Source organism: Amycolatopsis sp. NPDC004169, from assembly GCF_040610315.1.
In the GTDB taxonomy this organism is placed as follows: domain Bacteria; phylum Actinomycetota; class Actinomycetes; order Mycobacteriales; family Pseudonocardiaceae; genus Amycolatopsis.
This window is the reverse complement of sequence record NZ_JBEXMD010000047.1, coordinates 19,302-45,388: the sequence shown is the minus strand read 5'-3', so window position 1 is coordinate 45,388 and position 26,087 is coordinate 19,302. Positions and strand designations below refer to the sequence as shown.

Sequence of the window (26,087 nt, the reverse complement as noted above, 5' to 3'; positions counted from 1 at the left end):
CCCGCGTGATCGCCACGACCGAAGACGGCCGCTCGCTCGAAGTCAGCGTGCGGCACGAGGTGCTGCGCATCGAGCCGTGGGGGGACGGCAGCCTGCGCGTGCGGGCCGGACGGCACCGCATCCTCGAGGACGTCCCGGGCGCGCTGCTGCCCGCGAAGCCGTCCGCCGCCACCGCCGAGACCGACGGGCGGCACGGCCGCGTGGTCAACGGGGCGCTCACGGCGATCGTCGAGATCGCCGACACCGACACCGGGATCGACGCGCAGCTGAAGTTCGTCCGCACGGACACCGGCGAGGAGCTGCTGTCCGAGCAGCGCGCACACTTCTGGTGGCCGGGGGCGCGGCTGTTCATGCCCTCGCGCAACGGCTACGGCCGGCTGGAACAGCGCTTCAGCGCCTACGAAGACGAGCGGCTCTTCGGGCTCGGGCAGCACACCCACGGCAAGCTCGACCAGAAGGGCCTGGTGCTCGACCTGGTGCAGCGCAACGCCGAGGTGTCGGTGCCGTTCCTGCTGTCCAGCCGCGGCTACGGGTTCCTGTGGAACAGCCCCGCCGTCGGCCGGGTCGAGCTCGCGGCCAACGGCACCCGCTGGGTCGCCGACGACGCCCGCCAGCTCGACTACTGGGTCACCACCGGCGACGGCCCCCGCCGGATCCTGAGCCACTACGCCGACGCGACCGGCCACGCGCCGATGCTGCCGGAGTGGGCCGCGGGGTTCTGGCAGTCCAAGCTGCGCTACCGGACGCAGGAGGAACTGCTGTCCGTCGCCCGGGAGTACCACGCGCGGGGACTGCCGCTTTCGGTGATCGTCGCGGACTTCTTCCACTGGACCCACCTGGGCGACTGGAAGTTCGACCCGGCCGAGTGGCCGGACCCGGCCGGGCTGGTGCGCGAGCTCGACGGACTCGGCGTCAAGCTGATGGTCTCGGTGTGGCCGTCGGTGAACCCGCTCTCGGAGAACTACCGCGAACTGCACGAACAGGGCCTGCTGGTCGCCGCCGAGAGCGGCGTCCCGGCGCACGCGCCGTGGAAGGACAAGGGGTTCGGCGTCGAGATGCCGGTGGCCTTCTACGACGCGACCAACCCCGAGGCGCGGCGGTTCGTCTGGAGCAAGGTCAAGGAGAACTACTACGACCTGGGTGTGCGCGCCTGGTGGCTGGACGGCGACGAGCCGGAGATCCAGCCCGGCCACCCGCACAACCTCGGCTTCCACGCCGGTCCGGGCGCGGAGGTGTTCAACCTCTACCCGCAGGCGAACGCGCAGACGTTCCACGACGGCATCCGCGCCGAGGGCGACGACGAAGTGGTGCTGCTGTCCCGCTCGGCGTGGGCGGGCAGCCAGCGGTTCGGGGCGGCGCTCTGGTCGGGCGACATCGGCGCGACGTGGGAATCACTGCGGACGCAGGTCCGGGCCGGGCTGAACGTGGCGCTGGCCGGTATCCCCTGGTGGACCACGGACATCGGCGGCTTCCACGGCGGCGATCCCGGCTCGCCGGAGTACCGCGAGCTGATGGTCCGCTGGTTCTCCTACGGTGTGTTCTGCCCGCTGTTCCGCCTGCACGGCTTCCGCGACCCGCGCCCGGCGTTCGGACCGGAGATGACCGGCGGCCCCAACGAGGTCTGGTCGTTCGGTCCGTCGGCCTACGAGGCGATCACGGCGTCGCTGCGGTTGCGCGAGCGGCTGCGGCCGTACCTGATGGCGCAGATGCGGGTGGCCCACGAGCAGGGGATCCCACCGATGCGCCCGGTGTTCGTCGACTTCCCGGCGGACCGTGCCGCCTGGGACGTGGACGACCAGTTCCTGCTCGGCCCGGACGTGCTGGTGGCGCCGGTGCTCGAACCGGGTGTCACCACCCGCCGGGTGTACCTCCCGGCCGGGGCGGTGTGGACGGACGCGATCACCGGCACGCAGCACGAAGGCGGCGACTGGGTCGAGGCCCCGGCCCCGCCGGAGCGCATCCCGGTCTTCCTCCGCGACGGGGCGGACCTGCCGATCAAGCCCGAGTGAACCCGGCCCACCGCGGGGGCTGGGGCTCGCCGGGCGCCCAGCCCGGCGGCCAGGTCCGGACGACGCGCGCGTCCGTCCGGACCCGCGCCCCGGTGAAGTCGAAGCCGGCGGCGGTCGCGCCCGTGAAGTCCGCGGGGCCGCTGAAGCGCGCCCGGGTGAAGAGCACGCCGGCGGCGAACCGGCTGCCGGAGAAGAGCGTGCGGCCGGCGAACCCGGTCGCCTCGAACGAGACTTCGTCGCCGAAGGCGGCCGAAGTGAAGTCCGTGCGGGCCGAGAAGCGGGCGTGGTCGAACCACACCGGGCCCGCGGCGGTCACCCCGGCGAAGTCGGCGGTACCGGTGAAGGTGGCGTTCTCGAAGTCGGCGCCCGTTCCGAACCGGGCGCCGCCGAAGAAGGCGTGGCGGGCGAAGCACGATCCTTCGAAGCTCACCAAGCCGGTGAAGCGCGCGTCGCCGAAGCGGGCGTCGCCGGCGAACCGCACGCCGTGGAAGCGCGCGTCGCGGACTTCGCAGCCGCGCAGGTCGACGGCGTGGAGCACCACGTGGTCCAGCTCGACGTCCATCCCGGGCCAGAACCGCGGGGCTCCCGGGCGCAGGTGCGGCAGCAGGAGCCGCCACAGCTCGGCCTGCCAGGCCACCGGGTCCGGCCACCCGGACCGGAACCGGTCCAGGATCCGGTCGACGCACTCCTGGCGCAGCTCCAGGTCACCGTCGGCCCGCTCGGCGAGCGTGGTCAGCTCGGCCAGCCGCGCGGTGCGCTCGTCGGCCAGCAGCCGGGCGGCGACTTCCCCGGGCACCGGCTCCGGCGGCGCCGCGGGGGTGAGCACCTCGGCGGGCCGGTCCCGGCGCAGGAGCAGCCACGCGGTGACCGAGCCGGAGACGGCGCCGATCACCGCGAGGACCGCGAACGGCGTGACGGTGGACATACCCGGCATTCTCCCGGACGTGGCCAGCGGATTAACCTGGACCAGTGAGTCCAAAACTGACCCCGAAGGGCGCCGCGACGCGGCAGCGGATCATCGAGGGAGCGGCGGCGGAGATCCGCGAGCACGGCGTCGCCGTCACCACGCTCGACGACGTCCGGGCGCGGACGGGAACGAGCAAGAGCCAGCTCTTCCACTACTTCCCGGACGGCAAGGAAGAGCTCCTGCTGGCGGTGGCCCGCTTCGAAGCGGACCAGGTCCTGGCGGTGCAGCAGCCGCAGCTGGGCGAGCTGACGTCGTGGGCGGCGTGGCGGCGCTGGCGGGACACGGTCGTCTCGCACTACGACAGCCGCGGCCGGCACTGCCCGCTCAACGTGCTGATCTCGCAGCTCGGCCGCGCGACGCCGGGCGCGCAGGCCGTGGTGACCGAGCTGCTGCGCCGCTGGCAGGACGAGATCGAGGCGGGCATCCGCCACCTGCAGCGGGCCGGTGAGGTCGATCCGGAGCTGGACGCCGGACGCACGTCCGCCGCCCTGCTGGCCGGCATCCAGGGCGGTGTCGTGGTCATGCTCTCGACCGGCCGCATCGACCACCTGGAAGCGGCGCTCGACGTCGGGATCGGCAACCTGCGGGCGAGCGGGAACCGGTGAGCCCCGGTTCCCGCTCGGGCCGGATCAGGCGGACTTGATCGCGGAGATCTCGAACTCCAGCGTGACCTTGTCGCTCACCAGCACGCCGCCGGTCTCGAGCGCGGCGTTCCAGGTGATGCCGTAGTCCTTGCGGCTGATCGTGGTCGAGCCCTCGAAACCGATCCGGTCGTTGCCGAACGGGTCCTTCGCCGCACCCTCGAACTCGAACGGGATGGTGACCGAACGGGTGACGTCCTTGATGGTCAGGTCGCCGGTGACGTCGAAGCTGGTGTCACCCGTCTGCTTGATCTCGGTCGAGGTGAAGGTGATCTGCGGGTACTCGTCCATCGACAGGAAGTCGTTGCTCTTCAGGTGCCCGTCGCGGTCGGCGTTGCGGGTGTCGATGCTGTGGGCCTGGATGGTCACCTGGGCGCTCGACTTCTCCGGCGCGTCGCCGTCGATGGTCGCGGTGCCGGTGAACTCGTTGAAGCTGCCGCGCACCTTGGTCACCATGGCGTGCCGGGCGACGAACCCGATCCGCGAGTGCGTGGGGTCGAGGGTGTATTCGCCGGTCAGCTGGGGGTAGGCGGTCGCGCTGGTCATCGTTGTACTTCTCTCCTCGTGGTGGCACCCCCCGGTGATTGAGGGTTCAACGACACCCTACTCACTTTTGCTGGTTGCGCAAGCAAGCTTTCGGTACAGTCGCCGACATGGGTGATCTTCCGGCTCTCGACCTCGACGAAGCCGCCTTCTGGCGGCCGCTGATGCGGATCATGACGGCGCTGCCGCGGGCGCTCGAGGACCAGTTCCTGTCCGAGACGGGGCTCGCGATCACCGACTACGGCGTGCTCGTGGCGCTGTCCGAAGCGCCGGACCACCTGCTCCGCATCTCCGGCCTGGCCGCGACGACCGGGCTGTCGCTGAGCCGGATCAGCCGGGTCGTCGACGACCTGACCCGCCGCGGCCTGGTCGAGAAGCGCAAGTGCCCCGAGGACGGCCGCGCGTCCAACGCCGTGCTGACCCCGGCCGGATTGGCCAGACTGGAGGCGGCCTACCCCAGCCACCTCGCCCGCGTGCGGGCCTCGGTGTTCGACCACCTGAGCGCCGAGGACATCCGCACGGCCGGGCCGGTGCTGGCCCGGCTGGCCGCGGCACTGGACGCCGCTCCCCCGACCGACGACTGCTAGAGGACACGGATGAGCGACAAGGGCGAGTACAAGCGGGACCAGAACTACCTCCCGGACCGGATCACCGCCGACGGCCGCGACGGCTGGCCGGTCGAGGCCGGCCGCTACCGGCTGGTGGTGGCCAGGGCGTGCCCGTGGGCGAACCGAGCGGTGATCGTCCGCCGGCTGCTCGGCCTGGAGCCGGTCCTGTCGATGGGGATCGCCGGCCCGGTGCACGACGAGCGCAGCTGGAGCTTCGACCTCGACCCGGGTGGCCGCGACCCCGTCCTCGGCATCGAGCGCCTGCAGGAGGCCTTCTTCAAGCGCGACCCGGACTACCCCCGCGGCATCACGGTGCCGGCGTTCGTCGACGTCCCGAGCGGGAAGGTCGTCACCAACGACTTCGCGCAGATGACGCTGGACATGTCGACCGAGTGGACGGCCTACCACCGCGACGGCGCGCCGGAGCTGTACCCGGAGAAGCTGCGCGACGAGATCGACGACGTCGCGCAGAAGGTGTTCACCGACGTGAACAACGCGGTGTACCAGTGCGGGTTCGCCCGGTCCCAGGAGGCGTACGAGCACTCCTACCGCAAGCTGTTCGCCCGCCTCGACTGGCTGTCGGAGCGGCTGGCGGACCAGCGCTACCTGGCGGGCGACACGATCACCGAGGCCGACGTCCGGCTGTTCACCACGCTGGTGCGGTTCGACGCGGTCTACCACGGCCACTTCAAGTGCAACCGGCAGAAGCTCACCGAGCTGCCGGTGCTGTGGGCGTACACGCGCGACCTGTTCCAGACGCCGGGCTTCGGCGACACGATCGACTTCCCCCAGATCAAGGAGCACTACTACGTGGTGCACAAGAACGTGAACCCGACGGGGATCATCCCGCTGGGCCCGGACACCGGCGGCTGGCTGACCCCGCACGGCCGTGAGGAGCTGGGCGGGCGCCCGTTCGGCGACGGGACGCCGCCGGGGCCGCCGCCCGCCGAAGAGCGGGTGCCCGCGCTGCAGCCGCCCGGCTAAACCGGAGAGGCGGGTCGCGCGTGGTCTGCCCGTGACTGCGAACATGTCGAGAGCCGAGCGGGAAATCGTCTTCCGGGCCCTGTTCGACCGGCACTTCGGTGACCTGGCGCGGCTGGCCCACCTGCTCGGCGCCCAGGACGCGGGGGGCGTCGCGCAGGAAGCCTTCGTCCGGCTGTACGGGCTCCGGACCTTCCCGGCCGACGAGCACCAGGCGGCCCGGCGGCTCCACGCGACCGTCGTGCGGCTGACGCGGCGGCGGCGTTCGCGGCCCGGCCGGCCGCTCGGCGGGCTGTCCCGCCGGCACCGCGAGGTCCTCGTGCTGCGCTACGGCCTCGACCTCGGCACGACGGACATCGCCGAGACGCTCGCCCTTTCGCCGCACGCGGTCGACGCGGCCGGGCACCGCGCGCTGGAGGAGCTGCGGGGGCTCCAGGCCCGGTCCCCGGTCCCGGCCTGGAGCCAGGCCGCCGCGGTGGCCGCGGCGTTGGTCGTGGCCGTGGTGGTGCCGATGAGTGCCTCCATCGGCAACGAGGACTCGATCCGTCCTATATCCGCGAGACCCTCGTTCCCATGGATCCCTTCCGCCTCGACGTTCCGCAAGCCGACCTCGACGAGCTCCACCGCCGCCTCGCCGACACCCGCTGGCCCGGTGAGCTCCCCGGCGCCGGCTGGGACTACGGCGTCGACCAGACCTCCCTGATCGACCTCGTCGGCTACTGGCGGAGCGGCTTCGACTGGCGCGCCCAGGAAGCCCGGCTCAACGCCCACCCGCAGTTCACCACCACCATCGACGGCCAGCGCATCCACTTCCTGCACGTCCGCTCCCCCGAGCCGGACGCCACGCCCCTCGTCCTCACCCACGGCTGGCCGAGCACCGTCGCCGACTTCCTCGGCATCCTCGGCCCGCTCACCGATCCGAAGGCCCACGGCGGCGACCCGCGGGACGCCTTCCACGTCGTCGCGCCGAGCGTGCCCGGGTTCGCCTTCTCCGGGCCGACGCACGAGCGGGGCTGGAACACCCGCCGCACCGCGAAGGCCTGGGCCGAGCTGATGCGGCGCCTCGGCTACGACCGCTACGGCGCCCAAGGCGGCGACTTCGGCAGCATCGTCTCCCCCGAACTCGGCCGCGTCGCTCCCGAAGCGGTGCTGGGCGTGCACGTCAACGCCGTCGCCAACGCCGGGGTGCCGACCGCCCCCGGGGACGCGGACCGGTTGTCCGAAGAGGACCGGAAGAAGGCGGAGGAAAACCAGGCCTGGTGGTACGCCCACTCCGGCTACGCCACCCAGATGGCCACCCGCCCGCAGACCCTCGCCTACGCGCTCAACGACTCGCCGGCCGGGCAGCTCGCCTGGAACCTCGAGTGGTTCGTCGACTGGGACCCCACGGCCACCGCCCAGACCCCGGTGAGCCGGGACGCGATCCTGACGAACGTGACGATCTTCTGGCTCACCGGCACCGCCGGCTCGGCCGCGCGCCTCTACCGCGAGGCCGCGCAGGACGGCTGGGGTGAACGCCCGGCCCCCTCCGGCGTCCCGACCGCGGTCGCGAACTTCCGCGGCGACCACGCCATCCGCGGCCTGGCCGAGCTCTCGAACACCGTGACGCGCTGGTCCGAATACGACACCGGTGGCCACTTCGCGTCGCTGCAGGCGCCGGACGTGCTGGTCCGCGACATCCGGGAGTTCTTCCGCGACCTCTAGGCCCGGCGGCGGCGCCGGTCCACGGCGCCGTCGAGCAGCGGCCGCAGCTCCGCGACCACCGTCTCCAGCGGGGCGACGTCCCGGTGCGCCCGGGCCAGGACGATCGCGCCCTCCAGCGCGCTGAGCATCAGCACCGCCAGGGACCCGCTGCGGGCCGGCGGCACGCCCAGCTGCTCGAGGGTCGCGGCGACCGGGCGCTGCCACCCCTCGAACGCCTTGCCCACCGCCTCGCGGAGGCTTTCGCTGATGGCCGCCGTGTCCGCGACCGTCGCCACCAGCGGGCAGCCCGCGTCGAAGCCCGCCGTGGTGAACTCGTCCGTCCACTGGGCGGCCATGGCCTCGAACAGCTTCCCCGGGGTCGGGTCCTCGAGCTTCGCCGCGATGCGCGCCACGCGCCGGGCCGCGTAGTCCCCGGCCCAGGTGACGGCTTCGGCGATCAGCTGGTCCTTACCGCCCGGGAAGTAGTGCTGCAGGGACCCCCGCGGGGCTTCGGCGTGGGCGACCACGTCCCGCATGCCGGTCGCCCCGACCCCGTGGATCCGCACCAGCTGCGCGGCGCTGAGCACCATCCGCTCGCGCGGTGTCCTGGTCATCCGCTGCCTCCTTCATGACGTCCGTCATGGTAGCCCAGTCCGGCACGACGAGCGCGAAGTCGCGTTCGCCCCGCTCGTAGGACGGCACCGGCCGGAACCCCTGCCGCAGCAGCAGCGCCTCGGCGCCGGTGTTGCCGGCCCGCACGGTCGCCCGCACGGTCCAGCCCGGCCAGCGCCCGGACGCCCACAGCCACCGGCTCAGCGCGCTGCCGATTCCCTGCCGCTGCCACGCGTCGGCGACGAGGATGCCGATCTCCGCCTCCCCCGGGGCCGGCGAGACGAAGTTGAGCAACCCCACCGGGACCTCGCCGGACACGGCGAGCAGCGCCACGCCGTCCGGCGGTCCGGCGAGCAGGAACCGCTGGTAACGGCGGAAGACGTCGGCCGGGCGGGCGGGGCCGCCCATCAGGAACCGGCTCCGCAGGCTCTCCGGCGAGCAGGCCCCGACCAGCGCCGCGACCCGCTCGCGGTCGGCGACCTCTATGACAGTGGTCATAGACCCATGAGAACACAGCCGCCCGGAAAACGCCATGACCGCTGTCATAACCCGGCGGAGACCGCCCGGTTCGCCCGGCCGGGACGCGGGTACGTTGCCGTGGCCGCGCTCCCCCACCGCGAAAGGCCTTTCCGATGCAGCTCTACGCCGAACGGCCGGTCCGCCGGACCGCCCAGCTCGTCAGCGACCTCCTGGCCGTGCTGCTCGTCGTCTTCGCGGTGTGGCTGGGAACCTCCGTGTACGACCAGGTCATGAAGCTGCGGGCGCCCGGCGACGGGCTCGTCGACGCCGGCACCGGCCTGCGCGGCACCTTCGACTCCGCGGCGAACTCCGCCGACGGCATCCCGCTCGTCGGCGCCGCACTGGCCAAGGCCCTCCACGGCGGCTCGGACGTCGGCACCAAGCTCACCGACGCGGGCCACTGGCAGATCGAGGCCGTCGAGAACCTGGCCTGGTGGCTGGCGGCGGTCATCATCGCCCTGCCCGTGCTGACGCTCCTGGTGTCGTGGCTGCCGCTGCGGTGGCACTTCACCCGCCGGGCCACCGCGGCCGCACGGCTGCGGGCCCTCGGCGACGACGGGCTGGACCTCCTGGCCCTGCGGGCACTGGCCACCGGGTCCTTGCCGCGCCTGGCCGCGGTGGGCGAACCGGCGAACGGCTGGCGGGAGCGCGACCGGGACGTCATCGAGAAGCTGGCCGGGCACGAACTGGCCCGGCACGGGCTCGCCCGGTGAGCCGGAGGTCTCCCCGCCGGGGCTCAGGACACCGGCGGGGAGACCTCCTCTACTCCGCGGCTGACGGACGTGGAGCTTTCAGCCGACGGAGGGGCCCATCCCGAGGGACTGCGGGGTGCTGGCGTCCGGCGACGGCTGGTGGAGGCCTTCGTCCAGCGGCCCGAACTCGGTCATCAGGGCCGGGCTGCCGCCCCACGGGGTCTGTTCCTCGGCGATCAGCGAGTTCGTCGTGAGCAGCAGGCCCGCCACCGAAGCGCCGTTCTGCACCGCCGACCGGCACACCCGCAGCGGGTCGACCACGCCGAGCGCGATCATGTCGCCGTAGCGGTCGTGCAGGGCGTCGAAGCCCTCGTCGTCGCCGAGTTCCCGGGTGCGCGCGACGATCTCGTGGGCCGGGTGGCCCGCGTTGTGCGCGATCAGGAACGCCGGCTCGGCCAGTGCCCGCCGGACGATCTCGACGCCGATCGCCTGGTCACCGTCCAGTCCGAGGTTTTCCAGGGCCCTCTCCGCGTGCAGCAGCGCCGCTCCCCCGCCCGCCACGATGCCTTCGGCCATCGCCGCCCGGGTCGCCGACAGGGCGTCCTCGACCCGGTGCTGCAGCTCCTTCAGCTCGGCCGGGGTGGCCGCGCCGACGCGGACGACCGCGACCTTGCCGGTCAGGGCGCCGATCCGCTCGGTCAGCACGTCCTCGTCGACGCCGAACTGCGCCCGCTCCAGCTCCGCGCGCAGCTGGCCGACCCGGAAGTCCACCGCCTCCGACGAACCGGCGCCGCCGACGATCGTGGTGCGGTTCTCGGTGACCCGGACCTGCTTGGCCCGGCCGAGGTGCTCCAGCGTCATCGTCTCCATGGTGAACCCGGACTGCCGCGAGAGCACCGCGCCGCCGACGATCGCGGCCAGGTCCTCCAGCTTGTGCAGCCGCCGGTCCCCGAAGCCGGGCGCCCGGACGGCGACCGACTGGAACGTGCCGTTCATGTGGTTGTGCACCAGCATGGACAGCGCCGTGCCCTCGACCGTCTCGCCGATCACGACCAAGGGCCGGGGTGCCCGCATCACCTTGTCCAGCAACGGCATCAGCTGCTGCACCTTGGTGATCTTCTCCGCGCACATCAGGATGTACGGGTCGTCGAGCACCGCCTCCAGCCGGCCGGGGTCGGTGACCAGGTACGGCGAAAGGTAGCCGTTGTCGAACTCGAACCCTTCGACGAACTCGACGCTCATCCCGATCGACGGCGACTCCTCGACCGTCACCACCCCGCCGTCGCCGACGGTGTGCAGGGCCTTGGCGATCACCGCGCCGACGGCGTCGTCGTCGTTGGCCGAGATCGCCGCGACCCGCGCGTAGTCCTGTTCGGACACCACCGGGTGCGCCTGCTTCTCCAGGTGCCTCACCAGCAGCCCGACGGCGTGGTCGATGCCGCGCTTGACGAGCACCGGGTTGCCGCCGCCGGCGATGGCCCGCATGCCTTCGCGGACGATCGCCTGGGCCAGCACGGTGGCCGTGGTGGTGCCGTCGCCGACGACGTCGTTGGTCTTGATCGCCGCTTCCTTGACCAGCTGCGCGCCCATGTTCTCGAACTGGTTCTTCAGGTGGATCTCGCGCGCGATGGTGACGCCGTCGTTGGTGACCACCGGCGAGCCGGTGATCTTCTCGATGATCACGTTGCGGCCCTTGGGCCCCAGCGTGGACTTGACCGCTTCGGCCAGCTTGTCCACGCCCGCCAGCAGCAGGTCGCGGGCATCCGGGCCGAACCGCAGTTCCTTCGCCATGTTCGCTGCTCCTAGGGGGTGAGGATGGCCCGGCCGCGCACGCGCCCGGCGTCGAGGTCGGCCAGCGCGTCCAGCGCCGCGTCCAGCGGGTACTTCTTCGTGTGCAGCGTGACCTTCCCGGCCTGGGCCAGCACCATCAGCTCGGCGAGGTCGTTGTAGGTGCCCACCAGGTTGCCGATGATGTTCCGTTCGGTGGAGATGATGTCGATCGTCGGGATCTCGATGTTCGAGCCGTAGCCGATGACGAAGTGCGATCCGGCGCGCCGGGTCATCGCGAAGGCGTCCTGCTGGGCGCCTTGCTCGGCGACGAAGTCGAGGACGACCTCGGCGCCGTTGCCGCCGGTCAGGTCGAGCACCGCCTCGACCTGCTTGCCGTCGGCCAGCACCGTTTCGTCGGCGCCCAGCGTGGCCGCGAGCTCCAGGGCGTCGGCGTTGCGGTCGACCACGATGACCCGGGCCGCGGTCAGCGCGCGCAGCGACTGGATGCCGATGTGCCCGAGACCGCCGGCGCCGTTGACGACGCAGGTGGTGCCCGGGTACAGGTGCGGGACGGCCTTGCGGACCGCGTGGTAGGCGGTGATGCCCGCGTCCGCCAGCGCGGCCACGTCGGAGGGCTGGGTCGACGGGTCGAGCTTGATGCACGCCCGCGCCGACGTCAGCAGGTACTCCGCCATCCCCCCGTCGCTGCTGATGCCGGGGAAGCTCCCGTTCGGGCAGTGCATGTCGTCGCCCGCGCGGCAAGCGTGGCAGAGCCCGCAGGTCGGCGTCGGGTGCAGGATGACCGTGTCGCCGACCTCGACGTTCGTCACCGCCGAACCGACCTCGTGCACCCAGCCGGCGTTCTCGTGGCCGATCGTGTACGGCAGCTCGACGCCGGACTTCTCGGCCCACTGCTCCTCGATGATGTGCAGGTCGGTGCGGCACACGCCGGCACCGCCGATCTTGACCACGACGTCGAAGGGTCCGGTGGCGCGCGGCTCCGGGACGTCTTCGATCACCGGGTGCTGGTGGTACTTCTGCAGCCGCACGGCCTTCATCCCGTGCCCTCCTCTTCGCTGGTCAGGGCGTACCGCGCGCGCAGCATGCCGCGGCAGACGCCCGAGTTGGCCTCCATGCTCGTGCGGGTCAGCCGCGCGAACGCGAGGTACCGCTTCGCGTCGGCCGGGCTCGTCCCGGTGGCCGGGTCGAGCAGCAGCGGGTCGCCGTCCTCGGCGGGCAGGCCGAGCTCGCGGCGGCGGGCGCGCAGCCGGTCGAGGTCCGGGCTCGGCGGGACGTCGCCGAGGGTGAGCGATCGCGGGTCCCGGCCCAGTGACCGGCAGACGCGGTCGGTGCCGGCCAGCACGGCCTTGCGGACGAAGTCGTACCGCAGCGTGTCGAGCTCGTCGGCGGCCTCGCCCTCGAACGACGCGACGAACCCCTGCCGCGCGGCCACCCCGCGGTTGATGACGTCGGAGGCGAAGTGGTCGTCGAGCCGGATGTCGAGCCCGGTCAGGCCCGGCACGCCGGCCACGGCGTCGTAGGCGTCCGCCACCATGAGGAACGCGAAGTTGGGCGCGCAGAAGTACGTCGGCAGCCGCAGCCGGACGACGGCGTGGCCTGCGTCGCTCACCTCGCAGCGGGCCACGAACCCGAGGTCGGTGAGGGGTTCGTCCAGTTCGGGATCCCGGACGGTGCCCAGCGCCGCCCACACGGCGGCGCGGGCCCCGGTCACCACGGCGGTCATGAGTTCGGCACGCCGACGGGCTCGACGTTCTCCGGGTCCGCGAGCCGCAGCTCGGCGGGGACGTCGATGTCGTAGAGGCGGGCCGCGTTCAGCCCGAGGATCTTCTTCTTCTGGTCGACGGTCAGCGGCGGGAAGTCCGACAGCTCCTCGTCGGACGGCATGTTCCAGTCGACGAAGCCCTCGACCTGCCACTTCGGTTCCCAGATCGCGTAGTCCGCACCGAAGATCAGCTTGTCCTCGCCGAGCCAGAACATCAGCTCGCCCATGACCTTCGCGAAGAACTTCGGCCGGGCGTGCATCAGGCCGCCGACCACGACGGCCAGCCCCGCGTAGACGTTGCGCTCCTGAGTGGCCATGAAGCAGAAGTCCTCGATGCGCGGCAGGCCGACGTGCTCGACGATGAAGTTCAGGCCCTGGAAGTTCGTCGCCGCGTGGTCCACATCGGACACGTCGAAGGCGTCCTTGTCGAGGGGCCAGATCGTCGGTCCCTTGTGGATGTGGACGTTCTTGACGCCGAGCTCCTCGCACTTCTCCAGGTAGCGCGCGGCTTCCGGGTCCTTGAGGCTCCAGCCCCGCGAGTTTCCGCGCCATTCGGCCGTGTACAGCTTGACGCCCTTGCAGCCGTACCGCTTGACGCGTTCTTCCAGGGCCTTCAGGCCTTCGTCGCCTTCACGCGGGTCGAAGGTCGTGTTGACGAGGAACCTGCCGGGGTGCTTCTCGGCCAGCGCCGCGTCGGCCTCGGTCGTGTTGAACCCGTTCTTGTACCACTGCCGCAGGTTGGTCGGCTGGAAGATGGCCGTGTCGACGTGCCCGACCTCGAACAGGTCGTGCATCATCAGCTCCTCGGAGTACTTCTGGAACCGGTCGAGCGGCCAGTGCGTCTCCTTCGGGCCGAGTCCCTGGTAGGCGTGGAAGCACTCGATCCAGCCCTTGGCGTATTCCTCCTGCCCCTCCACCCAGTTCTCCGGGCTCGCGTCCCAGAAGTGGGTGTGGGCGTCCACCACGAAGTATTTTTCGCCGTCTTTTTCGTACATGGTTGATCCTCCTGAGCGGGATCGAGTGCTTGCCTTGCTAGCGAATGGGCTTCAGATCGAAATCGAGGTACTCGGCGGCGTCCTCGGGGTTGGCGAACATGATCGTGCGGTCGTCCTCGTGGATCATCCGCCCGTAGTGGGTGGACATGCTCTCCTCGAACTCGGCCGCGGTGAACCAGCCCTCCTCCTCACCGGCGGCTTCGTCGACCTCGGCGTAGACGACCTCCATGCGGCCGACCGCGTCGACCCGGATCATCGAGGGCAGCGGCGTGATGGTGACGTTGTCCTTCGTCCCCATCACCTCCGCGATGATCGCGCCGACCTGGTTGTTCATCAGGGTGAAGCCGCACATGTTGGACGCGGTGTTGTCGGCCTTGAACGGGCTTTCCGCGGTCTTGAAGACAGTCACTGGCCCAGCTCCTCGGGTGCCTTGAGACCCAGTTCGGACAGGATTCCGGCGAACCGGCTCTTCACGCGGTCGAGCCCGTCCTCGAACCGGATCGGCTTGGCGTCGGGCTGCGACCACAGCGGCTGCAGCGCGCGGGCGGCGGCGATGCACCGCGGCACCCAGTCCTCGAGCCACTTCTGCAGCAGCGCCTTGTTGTGGTCGGCGAACTCCTTGTCGTTGATCAGCAGGTGGTACAGCGGTTTCGTGTAGCGCAGGTCGCGTTCGGAGAAGTCGAACTCCTCGGCGCCGATCAGCGTCGGGGTGACGAAGTCGCCGTTGGCGGGTGCGGCCTGCTGGACGAGGTTGCTGCGGAACAGCTCGCCGACGAGGGGTTCGAAGACGACGTTCGCGGCGAAGATCGCCTCGCCCCAGTCCCAGATCCCGGTCAGCTGCTCGGCGGTCTCGCGCACGCCCTGCCAGGCCGGGTCCTCGTTCCAGGTGGCCAGGTGGGCGGTGCCGTCGAAGCCCTCGATCTCCTCGGTGAGCGTCAGGTTGTACAGCGCCAGGTCCTGCGCCGCGCGGATGCGGTGCATGCTGTTCACCGAGATCGCGTTGTTGTGCATGTTGGTCGGAGCGCGGCGGTTGGCGTTGGCGAACAGGTACAACCCCAGGCCGTGGTCGACGTGCATCCAGGCGCCGACGTGCTTGGCGACGAAGTCGACCCAGTTGCGGTTCCACTGTTCGAACGCCTTGGCCTGGCGGGCGGCGTCGATGTTCTGGTTGAGTTGGCGGACGACGTTCGCGTTGTAGCGGTAGAGGGTGAGCTCCCACTCCTCGTTGGGGTCACGGAACTCGTGCCAGCCGTGGGCCGGCCAGTCGTAGCCCTTGCCGCCGGAACCCGGGCCGCGTTGGGGCAGCGGCCGGTCCGAGCCCCACGCCTTCAGCGCGGTCCACTCCAGCGGGTAGCCGCCCTGGCCGTCGGCGAAGGCGTAGAGCCAGCCCTGGGCCAGGTAGTGCCGCGGGTCGGGCTGGACCTCGACGGTGACGTCCTCGTAGTGGCTCTGCTTGCGCTTGGCCGGGGTGAAGTAGTTGTACTGGCGGGCGGTGGAGTCGGGGAAGACCTTCGCGCCCGCTTCGGCGTCGGTGAACGCCGGCTTGGGCACGCTGCGTTCCTGGGTGGCTGTCATGGGTTTCCTACCCTTCGCCCGTGGTGGTGAACTTGTCGTAGAAGACGCGTTTGTCCGCGACGCCGAGCGCGGGCAGCAGCTCCAGCGCGGCCTCCACCATCGGCGGTGGCCCGCAGACGTAGGCGTCGGCGCCGGTGAGGTCGGCGCCGGCCCGGCGCAGGACGTCGGTGACGAAGCCGGTCTCGCCGGTCCAGTCGTCGTCACCCGGCTCGGACAGCGCGGGCACGTACCGGAAGCCGGGCAGTTTCGCTTCCAGTTCCCGCAGTTCCGCCTCGAAGCAGAGGTCACGGCGGCGGCGGGCGCCGTAGTAGAAGGTCGCCTTCCGGTCGATCCCGCGCTCGGCCATCGACCGCAGCAGCGACAGGATCGGCGCCATCCCGGCCCCGCCGCCGACGAAGACGAGGTCCGCGCCGGGGTTGTCCCGGAGGGTGAACACCCCGAACGGGCCGGTCACCCGGAGCCGGTCGCCGACCGCGACCTCGGCGGCCAGGAACCGGGAGAACAACCCGTCGGGGTAGATCTTGATGACGAACTCCAGGAGCCCGTCGCGGGCTGAGGTGTTGGCCATCGAGAACGACCGCGTCTCCTCGGTGCCCGGGACCGCGAAGTCCAGGTACTGGCCGGGGAAGAACTTCAGGTCCCCGTCCAGCCGGACGACCAGGTGCCGCAGGTCGTGGGTCACGGGATCGTTCGCCACGACCTCCGCGGTGGCCTCCTGGATCGGCAGGCCGGACTGGATCATCTCCTCGTCGTAGTTGAGCAGCTCGATCGTCAGGTCTTCGTAGGCGTGGGCCCGGCACAGCAGCGTGAAGCCTTCCTCCTTTTCGTAGTCGGGGAGCGCGAAGGTCGAGTACTTGTCGTGTTCGACGTCGTCGCCGTCGAGGAGGAACGACTTGCAGGCCGCGCACTGTCCTTCCTTGCAGCCGTGCATGAGCATGACGCCCTGCTCGGCGGCGGCCCGCAGGATGGTCTGCTCCTCGGCGACGTCGATCTCGATCCCGACCGGCTCGAACCGGACGCGGTGCTTCTCTCCCATGCCGGACCCCGCCCCGTCAGGCCTGCGGTGCCGGGCGCCCGGCCGGGCCCTGGCGGTGGTAGTCGGCGACGAACGCGGCGCGCTGCTCGTCGGTCATCTGGTTGAGCAGCACGTTCGGCGACTGCACCTCGGGCATCCGGCGCAGGTGGTCGAGCGTCCACATCTTCTTCGGGTCGAGGTCCAGATGCGGCTGGGCGACCATGGTCTTGCCGTCGTCGCGGACGAAGCCCATGTCGGAGACGACGTCGGCCCAGTTCCAGCCGTGGTAGAGCGTCTCCCACTCGCGGGCGCCCACCAGCTGGCCCATGTTCGGCGTGTTGCGGCCCTGGTAGGTGGGCCGGAACGCCTCGGCGTCGGTCCAGCGGCAGGTCTCCGAGCAGTACGTCCGGTGCTGGCCGTCGACTTCGTCGACCACCATGTCCTCGCGGATCAGGCACGGCACCATGCAGGTCCAGCAGCGGTGCGGGTACACGTAGTCGACGTCCTCGGCGACGATCGGGTGGTGCCCGTTCGGCGTCGCGAGGCGGTTGTAGTTCTCCCACCACTTGCCGTACTTGTCGTACCAGCCCGGGTACTTGTACTCGAACCACTCGAAGTCCTCGTCGGTCATCGGGTCGATGCGCCAGTAGTTGGCGAGCCACCCGGTGGCGAAGAACTGCGCGACCTCGTGGACGTAGCCCTTGTTCCAGATCCGGTTCCAGGCTTCCTCGATGAGGTCGTGCGGGATGACGAGCCCGTACTTCTCCAGCGGGACGAGGTAGGAGCGGTAGTAGTCGTCGTAGATCCAGCGGCGCCACATCTCCGCGTAGCTTTCGCGGTCCTTGCGGCGGTCCTTGGTGCCGTATTCGATGAACGTGCCGATGGCGGCGTCGACGACGGCGTGGTTGTTCCACCACGCGTACCGCAGGTCGCGTTCGAGCAGCTGGTGGTTGCTTTCGTCGGACAGCGCCATCAGCAGCGTCGCGTAGCCGTTGCTGATGTGCCGGGACTCGTCGGACTGCACCGAGTGGAACACCGTGGGCAGCAGGTAGTCGCCGTTCGCGGCGGCCTCGGCCGGCATGGCGACGAACAGCGTGTTCGTGAACGCCGTTTCCGCGACGATCGTGAGGTAGATGCTCGCCGCGGTGATGGCGTCACCGGTGATGAAACCTTCGGCGAACTGGCGGCCGATGGTGCCGCAGTAGTCGTTCTGGAAGTTGCGCAGGCTCGAGTTGAAGCCCGCGGGGTCGATGTAGTTCTGCATGTACAGGCGCTTGAGGTTCTGCTGGATCGTCGAGTGCCGGACCTCGTCGATCATCTGGATCGCCTGGCCGTTGTGCAGCTCCGGGTTCGGGACCGTGCGGAACAGCAGCGGCATCGCCCGTGCGGCGGAGATCTCGGGCAGCGGGATGATCGACAGGAACAGCTTCTGCCACTCCAGCCAGCGTTCCTGCACCTGGCGGAACATGTTGCCGCGGATCGCGCCGTCCTCGGCGCCGTAGACCCGGTGGTCCTTTTCCTCCTGCATCGGGAAGTACGAGCGGAGGACCTGCTTCAGCGGGTCCTTCTTCTTGGCCTTCCGGAAGGTGTAGTCGGTGCCGTAGTGCGAGACCGGGGTATGGTACGCCGGTTCCCACGACAGTTCCTGGATCTTCTGGTGGGCTTTCGCCACACTCTGGCGACTCATGGATCAACTCCTTCTCTCCTGAGCTCGCCGCCCGGGGCGTCCTGCGTTGACCATTGAAGGGGCGCGGGCGCGCGCCGCGGGTCTCAATCTGAGACAGAACCGCTGCTCACGGCGTTTCGTCCGCGTCGAGCAGCCGCGCGCGCAACCCGGCCAGCTCGTCGTGGACGCCGGCCTGCACGCGCGCGTCACCCTCGACGGTGGGGACGATCCCGAACGCGCGCAGCAGGGCGGCGGCGGGTTCGCCGGGGTGGCCCGCCGCGCCGAGCTCCGGGTGCAGGCCCTGCTCGGCCAGGTGCGTGAAGACCAGGTTGACGATCGTCCAGGGGTTGTACGTCTCGGCGGCCATGTCCCCATCGCACCGCCGCCCCGCGGCCGGGAGCGTCTCAATTTGAGACACCGGCCCGGCGCCGGTCGCCGTAGGCTGAACGGGCGGCACAACGGGTGTGCCCGCACCCACGTGGGCCGCGGGGAACTGGAGGTCACGTGGACGAGATGACCCTGGTCGCCGACGACGAGCTCGCCCGCTCCCGGGTGCGGTTCCTGACCGCCGAAGCGGTCCCCGCGGACACGGTCCGGCCGACGATCCTCGCGTCGTGGCGGCGGTCGCGGGAGTTCCAGGTCGAGGCCGACCGGATCGACCCGCTCTACCTGGGCGACCAGAACCTCGACATCCCGCTCATGCGCGGCGCCGAACCCGTGCTGGCCAAGCTGGGCGAGCAGTTCGAGGGCCAGCCGATCAGCCTCGTCCTCACCGACGCCAGTGGCGTGGTGCTCACCCAGCGGACCGGGGACGCCGACCTCGCCCGGCACCTGGAACGGGTCGAGCTGGTACCCGGGTTCAGCTACGGCGAGCAGTCCGTCGGCACGAACGGCATCGGCACCGCGCTCGAGGACGGGCGCCCGACGACGGTGTTCGGGCACGAGCACTACGCCGAGCACCTGGAGAACCTGGCCTGCGCGGGCGTGCCGATCCACCACCCCATTTCGGGCAAGAAGGTCGGCGCGGTCGACCTCACCTGCTGGTACAAGGACGCCGGTGGCCTGCTGGTGGCGCTGGCCCGCTCGACGGCCGAGCAGATCCGCCAGGCCCTGCTCCGGCACAGCGACCTGCGGGAGATGATGCTGTTCCAGGCCTACCTGCAGACATGCCGCCGGTGGACGGGCATCGTGCTGGCGTTCAACGAGGACATCGTGATGATGAACGACCGGGCCCGGCAGCTGCTCGATCCGGCCGACCAGTCGGTGCTGCTCGGCCACGCCACCGAAGCACTGGCCGAGGGCCGCCGGACCCCGGCGACGCTGTCGCTGTCCAGCGGGCTGCGGGTGCGCGTGCTGTGCCGCCGTGTGGCCGGACGGCGTGAGTCGGAGACCGCGGGCGGCGTGCTGTCGGTGAAGCTGATCGAGGCCGAGGAGACCCTGGCCGCGGCGGCCCCGATGCTGCCGATGTACCTGCCGGGCGTGGTCGGGTCGGCGCCGCTGTGGCTGCGCTGCGGGCACGACCTCGACACCGGCCACCAGCGCGGCGAGTGGGTCGCGCTCGAGGGCGAGCCCGGGACCGGCAAGCTGACCCTGACCAGGGGCCTGCACCAGCGCCACCACCCGGCGGCCCGGCTGCTCACCGTCGACGCGGCGCCCGGCACGGACTGGGCGGCGCTGCTGCGCGAGCACGCCGAAGCCCCGATCCGCACGCTGGTGGTCCGGCACGCCGACCGGCTGACGGCCCCGGCGGCCACGGCGCTGGCGTCGGTCCTGCGCGCCCTGCGCGAAGACCCCGGCGCGCCGTGGATCGTGGTCACCCTCGTGCCGGAGGCCGAAACCGAACCGGCGCTGGCCGAGCTGCTGAAGTTCTTCCCCCGGACCGTGCGGGTGCCGCCGCTGCGCCACCACGTCGAAGACCTCGCGGAACTCGTCCCGCTGATGCTGAGCAAGCTCGGCTACGGCGGCAGGCTCACCTGCTCGGCCGCGGCACTGCACCTGCTGATGCGGGCGGAGTGGCCGGGCAACACCGGCCAGCTGCACCAGGTGCTGCGCAAGGTCGCCCAGCGCCGCCGGGCCGGCACCATCCGGCCCGGCGACCTGCCGGCGGAGTTCCACGCGGTGACGCGGCGCCCGCTCAACCGGTTCGAGTCGATCGAGCGGGACGCCATCGTGCGGTGCCTGGAGGACGCGGACGGCAACAAGGTCCGCGCGGCGAAGCTGCTCGGCATCTCCCGGGCGACGATCTACCGCAAGATCCACGAGTACGGCATCGTGCCGCCGGCCCGGTAGCCGGCCGACGTCACTTCGCGGGTGGGTTCACCGCCGTGGCGACCTCCTCGATCGTCGTGGCGTCGACCAGCCCGGTGTCCTCGAGCACGGTCATGTGGTCGAGGACGGTCTGGTTCGCCTGCGTTGCGTGCCGCCGGATGACGTCGTTCTGCGTCCCGGCGCGGACCTCGGCGATGGTGGCGAAGATCTTGCCGTGCGAGGCCCGCAGCACGTTCGCGAAGAGCTTGTCGAACTCCGCACCCCGGGCGTTGGTCAGCCGGCGGACCCAGTCCTGCTGTTCGGCGGTCGCTTTGTCCGGCAGCGGCACGCCGAGCATCTTCGCGTCCTCGCGGACGAGCTGGTCGAGGTGCGAGTGCCCGTCCAGCAGGTGCAGCCCGGCGCGCTTCACCTGTTCGCTGCTGGCGTTGGTCTGCGCGAGGTCACCGGCGGGGATCTCCCAGAGCCCGGCCTGGCGCACCTTGACCAGGAAGGTCCGGTCGAGCTCGGTGACCGGCCCGGCGCCGGCCGCGTTGTCCCCAGTCCCGGCCTGGGCGGCCGAGCCCTGCTGCATGCCGGCCATGTCGTGCGCGGCGACCTGCGCCTGCGTCGAGCCCGGCGCGGTCTGGGCATCGGCTTGCAGCACCATGACCGAGCCCACGCCGACCACGGCGAGCGTGGCCACGACGACCAGCGCGGTCCGGGCCTTGGCGCGGCCGGTCATGCCACGGTGATCCGGCATGGTTCCTCCTTCGAGACGGCAGTTCTGGTACGGGGTACACGGACGCCGTCACGCGGAGGTTCAGCGAAATCCGAAGAATTTTTGCTTTGCACCAACGAAAACAGAGCAAGATCGCGTTGAATGCATCGAAAAGAGAAGCCCGGCCGACGCGGCAGACCCAGCCGTCAAGCGCCGGGATTGTCCATTTTGACCGATGCCCTCGAGGTTGGCAAGGAGTGCGCCGCGAGTGCCATCCTGGACGGCATGCCGACCCGCTGGACGTGCCCCCGCTGCGACCGCGAGTTCGCCCGCACCGGCCAGGGCCACACGTGCGTCCCGGGCTGCACGGTCGAGGAGACGTTCACCGGCAAGCCGGCGTGGCAGCGCGCGGTTTACGACCAGGTCATCGAGCACCTGCACACCCTCGGCGACGTCCACGAGGACGCGGTGCGGGTCGGGGTGTTCCTGAAGCGGGACCGGAAGCTGGCGGAGCTGCGCCCGCGATCACGGGACGTGCTGGTGTACCTGTGGCTGCCCCAGCCGGTGGAGACGGCCCGCATCGCCCCGGCGAGCTGGGCGAGCGGGCCGCGGGTCGGGCACAAGCTCAGCTTGCGCGCGGTGTCCGATGTGGACGACGAAGTCCGCGGCTGGCTCACCGCGGCCTTCGCCGTCGCCTGACCATCAGGACCCCGTCGGCCCCGTCCAGCCCTCCGGCACGTGGCCGATCCGCACCCGCTGCGGGTGATCCCCCACCGGGACCGACACGAGCTTCTGCCCGGTCGCGAAGTCGATCGCCGTCACCTGGTCGGCGCCCGCCTCGGAAATCACGCAGGCGTTGCCGTCGCCGCTCACCGTGGCCCAGTACGGCTTCACCGCCGGGACCAGCGCTGCCTGCTGCAGCGTCGCCCGGTCGACCACCGTCGCGTAGTCGTCCATCGTGCCGGCGATGCAGAGCTTGGTGCCCGCCGGGTTCATCGACATGCCGTGGTGGCGGGAGTCGTTGACGAACGTCTTGCGGTCGTCGCTGGTGGCCGGGTTCTTCGGCAGTTCCTTGATCCGGGTGATCTTGTCGGTCGCCACGTCGTACTCGGCGAACCCGTTGAAGAACGACACCTGGAAGTACAGCTTCGACCCGTCCGGGGTGAACGCGACCGGGCGCACGGCGTCCGAAAGATCGCTGCGGCCGAAGGCGTCGAGGCGCTGGCGCATGTCGATCACCTTGACCTGGCGGTAGGTCGCGGCGTCGACCACGGTGATGTGCCGGTCCCCCTTGGTGAAGTCCCAGCCCGGGTCGTCGAGGTCGGTGTTGACCTCGCCGATCGACATGTTCCACAGGTACCGGCCGCCGTCGGTGAACACGTTCTCGTGCGGCTTGTCGCCCGTGGCGAAGGAACCGAGCTGCTGCCCGGTGACGATGTCGAGCACGTGCACCGTGTTGGACGTCGAGGCGGAAACGGCGACGCGGCGGCCGTCCGGCGAGACCGCCATGTGGTCGGAGCGGAAGCCCGACACCGGGAAGCGCCAGTTGATCCGGCCGGTCGTCAGGTTGATCGAGACGACGTCGGCGAAGCTCGGCCGCGACGCCACCACCGAAGAGCCGTCCGGCGTGGTGTACATGTCGTCGACGAACTGGTCGTGCCCCTCGCCCGGCCCGTTGCGGATGCCGAGGAAGAAGGCCAGCTTGATCGGGTTGAGGTAGATCTCCGTCAGGCGCTGGTCCTTGTCGGGGATGATGTTCACCCGGCCGACCTTGGCGAACGAGCCGCGGGACTGGATGACGTCCGCCGTGCCCTCCCAGTTGTTGCCGACGAACATCACCTCCCGCAGGGCCGCCGCGGCGGCGGTGGCGGGCACCGCGGCGCCGGTCGCCAGCAGGGCGACGGCCGCGGTCAGGCAGGCCAGTCGGGAGAGGTACGACCGCTTACGACGGGACACGGGGAACACCTTTCGCCATTGAAGAGGTGCGGTGGATTTCGCGGAGAAACGAGGTTACTGTCCGGTATTGTCACGATAACCGGCCACCGGAGCCGCTCCGGTAGGGCCGCTCGCCCAACATCGCGGCCACGCCGTTGTGGCCCGGCCACAACGGGAGGTGCCGTGCCGGCCTCACCGCTGCTCCGGCAGGTGCTGGACGCGATGGCCGCCGACGACACCGTCGTCGACGAGCTGGTGAAGGCCGCGCGGAGCCAGTCGCCCGAGGTGGCGCGGCTACCGGAGGCGGAGAACCGGCGGCACGTCCGGTTCCTGCTCTCGGCCGCGCTGCGGGCCACCACGAACCCCGACAGCGCGGACTACACCACCGCCGAAGCGCTGGGCGCCGACCGCGCCGCGCAGGGTGTCCCGCTCACCGATCTGCTGCGCGGGGTCCAGGCCGGCCGGACGCTGGCGGCCCGGTTCGCCGTCGAACGGGCACGGGCGGCCGGCCTGCCCGACGACGTCATCCTCGAAACCGTGCTGGACGCCGAGCGCTACACCGGCGCGCTGGAGCGGCACATCGTCAAGGGCTACCACGCCGCCGAGCTCCAGCTGTCGCGGACGGTGCGCGACGCCCGGACCCAGCTGCTGCGCACCCTGCTGCTCGACGGCCACTTCCCCACGCCGGAAGAGCTCCGGCACGCCGGGCTCCGGCCCGGAGGCCGGTACTCGTGCGTGGTCTCCGACGTCAGCGACCCGGCGCGGGCGCGCACGCTCGAACAGGCACTGCTGGCGTTCGGCGGGGTCTACGGGCTGGTCGAAGGCCGGCTCACCGGCCTGGCGGCGCGCCCGCCCGCCGGGATCGCCCTGGCCGACGGCGCCTTGCTGGTCGTCGCGCCGCCCGTGGCGCTCACCGAGCTGCGCGAGGTGCACCGGCTCGGCACAGCGGCGGCGCGGATCGCCGGTCCGGGCTACCACGACCTGACTTCACTCGCGGGCGAAGTCGCGTTGACGGCCCAGCCGCGGCTGGCGGACCTGCTCGCGGACGGGCTGCTCGGCGCGCTCGACCGGGGCAATTCCTTCCACCGCGAGCTGGCCGCGACGGCGCTGGCCTACCTCGACCACGGCCAGCGCCTGCGTCCCACGGCCGATGCCCTGCACCTGCACCCGAACACCGTCCGCTACCGCCTCGACCGGCTGGCCGAGCTCACCCCGGTGGCCCTGGCCGAGAACAGCGGCGGCCGCGTGCTCGACGCCGTGCGCTCGTGGTGGGCCCTGCACCACTGGCTCGGGGGCCGATAAGGTCACCCGCATGGCTGAACTCCACCGCCTGCCGGCGACCACCACGGACGGAGAATGCGTTTTCTGCGCGATCGGCTCGGGCCGGGCTCCCGCGGCGTTCGTCCACGAGGACGAGGAGTTCGTGGCGATCGTCGACCTGCGTCCGGTGACGACCGGCCACCTGCTGGTCCTTCCCCGCGCGCACGCCGCGGACCTGGCCGCCCTCCCGCCGTCGGCGGGGGCGCGCATGTTCACGATCGCCCAGGAACTGGCGGCGGCCCTGCGGCGCACGGACCTGCGCTGCGAGGCGGTCAACCTGTTCCTGGCCGACGGGGAGGCCGCCGGCCAGGAAATCCCCCACGTCCATCTGCACGTGATCCCCCGGTTCGCGGGCGACGGCTTCACGATGAGCGCCGACTGGCGGGTGCGGTCGCGCGACGAGCTGGCTGAGGTCGCGGAGAAGGTGCGCGCGGCGCGTTAGGCCTTGTGGAGCTTGTCCGGGTGGTGGACCGCGGTCTTGCCGGATTTCTCGCTCTTGACCAGGTATTGGGGATTGTCGGGCGAGGCTTTGACGTCGCGTTTGCCGGCGTGGGTGTCCTTGGTGATCTTCTCCTCGACGGTGCCGACGGAGCTTTGGTTGCCGGCGTCCCACTTGACGCGGTCGCCCTTCTTGAATTCGTTGCTCATACGCTCCAGGTACCCCGAATCCGCCCCCTCATTCGGGAGGCAAGCGCGGTTACGGTGACCGGGTGGAAAAGAACGAGCTCGCCTCGTCGTTCGGCGCGTCAGCCGCCGCCTATGCCGAGCACCGCCCGGACTACGCGCCCGCTGCGGTGCGCTGGGCGCTCGGCCCCGCGCCCGGTCCGAGGGTGCTCGACCTCGGCGCCGGAACCGGCAAGCTCACCGCCACCCTGGTGAACCTCGGGCTCGACGTGACCGCGGTCGAGCCCGACCCGGCCATGCTGGCCGAGCTGCGTCGGACCCTGCCGGGCGCCCGGGCCCGGCCCGGGAGCGCCGAGGCGATCCCGCTGCCGGACGCGTCCGTCGACGCGGTGCTGGCGGGCAACGCCCTGCACTGGTTCGACCTGGCCGTCGCCGGACCGGAGATCGCCAGGGTGCTGGCGCCGGGCGGCATCCTGGCCGGTCTGTGGAACGTCGTGGACGACCGGGTCGGCTGGGTGGCCGGGCTGGCGCGGGCCGGCGGCAGCGCGGTGATCGGCCCGCGGGACACGCCCACGGGCTGGCGCGCCGAAACCGCGGAGGCGTTGCACACCACCCGATTCGGGTCACCGGCGCGGGCCGAGTTCCCGCACGGGCAGCGCCGCACCGCCGATTCCCTGGTGGCGGCCCTGGCCACCCGGGCCGGTGTCCTGGTCATGCCGCCCCGGGAACGAGCGGACACTCTGGACCGGATCCGGGCGTTCCTGGCCGGCGAACCGGAGACCGCGGACGGCGAGTTCACCCTTCCGATGCTGACCTGCGTGCTGCGCGGCCACCTCGGGTACCCGTCCCGGATGGACGACGAAGAGACCCGCCGCGAATTCGGTGACAGCGTCAACATGACAGCCAAGCAGCTCGACGACTGGCTGAGGACCGACGAGTCGAAAGCCGCCGGGCAGCACAAGGACAGCGAATCGATCGGGCACCAGTCGGGCCGGCGGATCGTGGAGATCCTGCACAAGAAGAAGGACGACCTCACCGGCGACGACCTCGCCCACATGCGCAAGGTGGTCGGGTACGTGCACCGCCACCTGGCCCAGCGCCCGTCCGGCGACGTCAAGGACACCACCTGGCGGCACTCGCTGATGAACTGGGGCCACGATCCCCTGCACCAGCCGTGATGTCCA

At 71.1% G+C, this 26,087-nt stretch carries 27 protein-coding genes and 2 pseudogenes; 13 read left to right on the top strand and 16 right to left on the bottom strand.

Annotated elements, in window-relative coordinates; genetic code table 11:
* The first annotated feature begins 5 nt into the window (after nt 1-5).
* Nucleotides 6-2,009 (top strand): TIM-barrel domain-containing protein, encoded by a 2,004-nt coding sequence (locus tag ABZX11_RS40580; RefSeq protein WP_354923692.1) that lies wholly within the window; start codon nt 6-8, stop codon nt 2,007-2,009.
* Here ABZX11_RS40580 and ABZX11_RS40575 read toward each other — a convergent pair.
* Complete coding sequence (locus tag ABZX11_RS40575) at nt 1,996-2,934, bottom strand: pentapeptide repeat-containing protein (RefSeq protein WP_354923690.1); 939 nt, start codon at nt 2,932-2,934, stop codon at nt 1,996-1,998. The genes ABZX11_RS40580 and ABZX11_RS40575 overlap by 14 nt on opposite strands.
* Before the next feature lie 44 nt (nt 2,935-2,978).
* Here ABZX11_RS40575 and ABZX11_RS40570 point away from each other — a divergent pair, with 44 nt between their 5' ends.
* Nucleotides 2,979-3,581: a TetR/AcrR family transcriptional regulator gene (locus ABZX11_RS40570; RefSeq protein ID WP_176169921.1), complete on the top strand. Its 603-nt coding sequence runs from the start codon at nt 2,979-2,981 to the stop codon at nt 3,579-3,581.
* Nucleotides 3,582-3,605: 24 nt separating this feature from the next.
* Here the strand turns inward: ABZX11_RS40570 and ABZX11_RS40565 are convergent, their stop codons facing one another.
* Nucleotides 3,606-4,163 (bottom strand): YceI family protein, encoded by a 558-nt coding sequence (locus ABZX11_RS40565; RefSeq protein ID WP_176169922.1) that lies wholly within the window; start codon nt 4,161-4,163, stop codon nt 3,606-3,608.
* 107 nt (nt 4,164-4,270) lie between these two features.
* On the opposite strand from ABZX11_RS40565, the gene ABZX11_RS40560 reads away from it, so the two are divergent.
* From ABZX11_RS40560 to ABZX11_RS40545, 4 genes and pseudogenes are all read left to right on the top strand, one after another.
* Entirely contained in the window at nt 4,271-4,747 is a 477-nt protein-coding gene (locus ABZX11_RS40560; RefSeq protein ID WP_176169923.1) for a MarR family winged helix-turn-helix transcriptional regulator, read from the top strand.
* 9 nt (nt 4,748-4,756) lie between these two features.
* Complete coding sequence (locus ABZX11_RS40555) at nt 4,757-5,752, top strand: glutathione S-transferase C-terminal domain-containing protein (RefSeq protein WP_354923687.1); 996 nt, start codon at nt 4,757-4,759, stop codon at nt 5,750-5,752.
* A gap of 43 nt (nt 5,753-5,795) precedes the next feature.
* Nucleotides 5,796-6,164, top strand: a pseudogene (locus tag ABZX11_RS40550) (sigma factor-like helix-turn-helix DNA-binding protein); the annotation flags it as partial.
* 158 nt (nt 6,165-6,322) lie between these two features.
* Nucleotides 6,323-7,453 (top strand): epoxide hydrolase family protein, encoded by a 1,131-nt coding sequence (locus ABZX11_RS40545; RefSeq protein ID WP_354923685.1) that lies wholly within the window; start codon nt 6,323-6,325, stop codon nt 7,451-7,453.
* Here the strand turns inward: ABZX11_RS40545 and ABZX11_RS40540 are convergent.
* Both ABZX11_RS40540 and ABZX11_RS40535 read right to left on the bottom strand, forming a co-directional pair.
* A complete protein-coding gene (locus ABZX11_RS40540) occupies nt 7,450-7,959 on the bottom strand; it encodes a TetR/AcrR family transcriptional regulator (protein WP_354923736.1) in 510 nt (169 codons plus the stop codon). The two genes, ABZX11_RS40545 and ABZX11_RS40540, sit on opposite strands and share 4 nt — an antisense overlap.
* The gene (locus ABZX11_RS40535) at nt 7,901-8,542 is read right to left on the bottom strand and encodes a GNAT family N-acetyltransferase (RefSeq protein WP_354923683.1); all 642 of its coding nucleotides are present in this window, start codon (nt 8,540-8,542) and stop codon (nt 7,901-7,903) included. The genes ABZX11_RS40540 and ABZX11_RS40535 overlap by 59 nt, the downstream gene beginning before the upstream one ends.
* A gap of 134 nt (nt 8,543-8,676) precedes the next feature.
* Here ABZX11_RS40535 and ABZX11_RS40530 point away from each other — a divergent pair, with 134 nt between their 5' ends.
* Nucleotides 8,677-9,276, top strand: coding sequence for a hypothetical protein (locus ABZX11_RS40530; protein ID WP_354923681.1), 600 nt, complete (start codon nt 8,677-8,679; stop codon nt 9,274-9,276).
* A 78-nt stretch (nt 9,277-9,354) separates the two neighbouring features.
* Here the strand turns inward: ABZX11_RS40530 and groL are convergent, their stop codons facing one another.
* The 9 genes from groL to ABZX11_RS40485 form a co-directional block, all read right to left on the bottom strand.
* Nucleotides 9,355-11,046 (bottom strand): chaperonin GroEL, encoded by a 1,692-nt coding sequence (gene groL / locus ABZX11_RS40525; protein ID WP_176169928.1) that lies wholly within the window; start codon nt 11,044-11,046, stop codon nt 9,355-9,357.
* An 11-nt stretch (nt 11,047-11,057) separates the two neighbouring features.
* Nucleotides 11,058-12,083 carry an NAD(P)-dependent alcohol dehydrogenase gene (locus tag ABZX11_RS40520; RefSeq protein WP_354923679.1) on the bottom strand — a complete coding sequence of 342 codons (1,026 nt, stop codon included), beginning with the start codon at nt 12,081-12,083 and terminating at the stop codon, nt 11,058-11,060.
* On the bottom strand, nt 12,080-12,769 hold the full coding sequence (locus ABZX11_RS40515) for an iron-sulfur cluster assembly protein (RefSeq protein WP_354923677.1): 690 nt from the start codon (nt 12,767-12,769) through the stop codon (nt 12,080-12,082). Before ABZX11_RS40515 ends, ABZX11_RS40520 begins: the two co-directional genes overlap by 4 nt.
* A complete protein-coding gene (locus tag ABZX11_RS40510; protein ID WP_354923675.1) occupies nt 12,766-13,803 on the bottom strand; it encodes an amidohydrolase family protein in 1,038 nt (345 codons plus the stop codon). The genes ABZX11_RS40515 and ABZX11_RS40510 overlap by 4 nt, the downstream gene beginning before the upstream one ends.
* 37 nt (nt 13,804-13,840) lie before the next feature.
* Nucleotides 13,841-14,212 carry a propane 2-monooxygenase effector subunit MimD gene (gene mimD, locus ABZX11_RS40505; protein ID WP_176169931.1) on the bottom strand — a complete coding sequence of 124 codons (372 nt, stop codon included), beginning with the start codon at nt 14,210-14,212 and terminating at the stop codon, nt 13,841-13,843.
* Nucleotides 14,209-15,378, bottom strand: a complete 1,170-nt coding sequence (locus ABZX11_RS40500) for a toluene hydroxylase (protein WP_176169932.1) — start codon at nt 15,376-15,378, stop codon at nt 14,209-14,211. Before ABZX11_RS40500 ends, mimD begins: the two co-directional genes overlap by 4 nt.
* Before the next feature lie 7 nt (nt 15,379-15,385).
* Nucleotides 15,386-16,414 carry a 2Fe-2S iron-sulfur cluster binding domain-containing protein gene (locus tag ABZX11_RS40495; protein ID WP_176169933.1) on the bottom strand — a complete coding sequence of 343 codons (1,029 nt, stop codon included), beginning with the start codon at nt 16,412-16,414 and terminating at the stop codon, nt 15,386-15,388.
* A gap of 16 nt (nt 16,415-16,430) precedes the next feature.
* On the bottom strand, nt 16,431-18,080 hold the full coding sequence (locus tag ABZX11_RS40490; RefSeq protein ID WP_176169934.1) for a methane monooxygenase: 1,650 nt from the start codon (nt 18,078-18,080) through the stop codon (nt 16,431-16,433).
* Between the two features lie 106 nt (nt 18,081-18,186).
* Nucleotides 18,187-18,426, bottom strand: coding sequence for a hypothetical protein (locus ABZX11_RS40485; protein WP_176169935.1), 240 nt, complete (start codon nt 18,424-18,426; stop codon nt 18,187-18,189).
* Between the two features lie 137 nt (nt 18,427-18,563).
* Between ABZX11_RS40485 and ABZX11_RS40480 the strand changes: the two genes are divergently transcribed.
* Nucleotides 18,564-20,348, top strand: a complete 1,785-nt coding sequence (locus tag ABZX11_RS40480; RefSeq protein WP_354923671.1) for a helix-turn-helix domain-containing protein — start codon at nt 18,564-18,566, stop codon at nt 20,346-20,348.
* A gap of 10 nt (nt 20,349-20,358) precedes the next feature.
* Here ABZX11_RS40480 and ABZX11_RS40475 read toward each other — a convergent pair whose 3' ends face one another.
* Nucleotides 20,359-21,066, bottom strand: a complete 708-nt coding sequence (locus ABZX11_RS40475) for a DUF4142 domain-containing protein (protein ID WP_176169937.1) — start codon at nt 21,064-21,066, stop codon at nt 20,359-20,361.
* Between the two features lie 243 nt (nt 21,067-21,309).
* Between ABZX11_RS40475 and ABZX11_RS40470 the strand changes: the two genes are divergently transcribed.
* Complete coding sequence (locus ABZX11_RS40470; RefSeq protein WP_354923669.1) at nt 21,310-21,723, top strand: DUF5655 domain-containing protein; 414 nt, start codon at nt 21,310-21,312, stop codon at nt 21,721-21,723.
* 3 nt (nt 21,724-21,726) lie between these two features.
* On the opposite strand, the gene ABZX11_RS40465 is transcribed toward ABZX11_RS40470, so the two are convergent.
* The gene (locus ABZX11_RS40465; RefSeq protein ID WP_354923734.1) at nt 21,727-22,860 is read right to left on the bottom strand and encodes a YncE family protein; all 1,134 of its coding nucleotides are present in this window, start codon (nt 22,858-22,860) and stop codon (nt 21,727-21,729) included.
* A 282-nt stretch (nt 22,861-23,142) separates the two neighbouring features.
* On the opposite strand from ABZX11_RS40465, the gene ABZX11_RS40460 reads away from it, so the two are divergent.
* Both ABZX11_RS40460 and ABZX11_RS40455 read left to right on the top strand, forming a co-directional pair.
* Complete coding sequence (locus ABZX11_RS40460; protein WP_354923667.1) at nt 23,143-24,261, top strand: helix-turn-helix domain-containing protein; 1,119 nt, start codon at nt 23,143-23,145, stop codon at nt 24,259-24,261.
* A 10-nt stretch (nt 24,262-24,271) separates the two neighbouring features.
* Nucleotides 24,272-24,721, top strand: coding sequence for an HIT family protein (locus tag ABZX11_RS40455; protein WP_354923665.1), 450 nt, complete (start codon nt 24,272-24,274; stop codon nt 24,719-24,721).
* Here the strand turns inward: ABZX11_RS40455 and ABZX11_RS40450 are convergent.
* Entirely contained in the window at nt 24,718-24,927 is a 210-nt protein-coding gene (locus ABZX11_RS40450) for a DUF2945 domain-containing protein (RefSeq protein WP_033262310.1), read from the bottom strand. The two genes, ABZX11_RS40455 and ABZX11_RS40450, sit on opposite strands and share 4 nt — an antisense overlap.
* A 62-nt stretch (nt 24,928-24,989) precedes the next feature.
* On the opposite strand from ABZX11_RS40450, the pseudogene ABZX11_RS40445 reads away from it, so the two are divergent.
* Both ABZX11_RS40445 and ABZX11_RS40440 read left to right on the top strand, forming a co-directional pair.
* Nucleotides 24,990-25,370 (top strand): annotated as a pseudogene (locus tag ABZX11_RS40445) (class I SAM-dependent methyltransferase); the annotation flags it as partial.
* Nucleotides 25,371-25,754: 384 nt separating this feature from the next.
* Nucleotides 25,755-26,081 (top strand): DUF3140 domain-containing protein, encoded by a 327-nt coding sequence (locus tag ABZX11_RS40440; RefSeq protein WP_354923732.1) that lies wholly within the window; start codon nt 25,755-25,757, stop codon nt 26,079-26,081.
* Nucleotides 26,082-26,087 lie beyond the last annotated feature (6 nt).

Excerpts from the sequence above, each read along its gene's own strand:
- ABZX11_RS40575 (WP_354923690.1), bottom strand. The coding sequence starts at position 2,934 with ATGTCCACCGTCACGCCGTTCGCGGTCCTCGCGGTGATCGGCGCCGTC.
- ABZX11_RS40565 (WP_176169922.1), bottom strand. The coding sequence starts at position 4,163 with ATGACCAGCGCGACCGCCTACCCCCAGCTGACCGGCGAATACACCCTC.
- ABZX11_RS40560 (WP_176169923.1), top strand. The coding sequence starts at position 4,271 with ATGGGTGATCTTCCGGCTCTCGACCTCGACGAAGCCGCCTTCTGGCGG.
- ABZX11_RS40555 (WP_354923687.1), top strand. The coding sequence starts at position 4,757 with ATGAGCGACAAGGGCGAGTACAAGCGGGACCAGAACTACCTCCCGGAC.
- ABZX11_RS40545 (WP_354923685.1), top strand. The coding sequence starts at position 6,323 with ATGGATCCCTTCCGCCTCGACGTTCCGCAAGCCGACCTCGACGAGCTC.
- ABZX11_RS40535 (WP_354923683.1), bottom strand. The coding sequence starts at position 8,542 with ATGACCACTGTCATAGAGGTCGCCGACCGCGAGCGGGTCGCGGCGCTG.
- ABZX11_RS40530 (WP_354923681.1), top strand. The coding sequence starts at position 8,677 with ATGCAGCTCTACGCCGAACGGCCGGTCCGCCGGACCGCCCAGCTCGTC.
- groL (WP_176169928.1), bottom strand. The coding sequence starts at position 11,046 with ATGGCGAAGGAACTGCGGTTCGGCCCGGATGCCCGCGACCTGCTGCTG.
- ABZX11_RS40520 (WP_354923679.1), bottom strand. The coding sequence starts at position 12,083 with ATGAAGGCCGTGCGGCTGCAGAAGTACCACCAGCACCCGGTGATCGAA.
- ABZX11_RS40515 (WP_354923677.1), bottom strand. The coding sequence starts at position 12,769 with ATGACCGCCGTGGTGACCGGGGCCCGCGCCGCCGTGTGGGCGGCGCTG.
- ABZX11_RS40510 (WP_354923675.1), bottom strand. The coding sequence starts at position 13,803 with ATGTACGAAAAAGACGGCGAAAAATACTTCGTGGTGGACGCCCACACC.
- ABZX11_RS40500 (WP_176169932.1), bottom strand. The coding sequence starts at position 15,378 with ATGACAGCCACCCAGGAACGCAGCGTGCCCAAGCCGGCGTTCACCGAC.
- ABZX11_RS40495 (WP_176169933.1), bottom strand. The coding sequence starts at position 16,414 with ATGGGAGAGAAGCACCGCGTCCGGTTCGAGCCGGTCGGGATCGAGATC.
- ABZX11_RS40490 (WP_176169934.1), bottom strand. The coding sequence starts at position 18,080 with ATGAGTCGCCAGAGTGTGGCGAAAGCCCACCAGAAGATCCAGGAACTG.
- ABZX11_RS40485 (WP_176169935.1), bottom strand. The coding sequence starts at position 18,426 with ATGGCCGCCGAGACGTACAACCCCTGGACGATCGTCAACCTGGTCTTC.
- ABZX11_RS40475 (WP_176169937.1), bottom strand. The coding sequence starts at position 21,066 with ATGCCGGATCACCGTGGCATGACCGGCCGCGCCAAGGCCCGGACCGCG.
- ABZX11_RS40470 (WP_354923669.1), top strand. The coding sequence starts at position 21,310 with ATGCCGACCCGCTGGACGTGCCCCCGCTGCGACCGCGAGTTCGCCCGC.
- ABZX11_RS40465 (WP_354923734.1), bottom strand. The coding sequence starts at position 22,860 with ATGTTCGTCGGCAACAACTGGGAGGGCACGGCGGACGTCATCCAGTCC.
- ABZX11_RS40455 (WP_354923665.1), top strand. The coding sequence starts at position 24,272 with ATGGCTGAACTCCACCGCCTGCCGGCGACCACCACGGACGGAGAATGC.
- ABZX11_RS40450 (WP_033262310.1), bottom strand. The coding sequence starts at position 24,927 with ATGAGCAACGAATTCAAGAAGGGCGACCGCGTCAAGTGGGACGCCGGC.
- ABZX11_RS40440 (WP_354923732.1), top strand. The coding sequence starts at position 25,755 with ATGGACGACGAAGAGACCCGCCGCGAATTCGGTGACAGCGTCAACATG.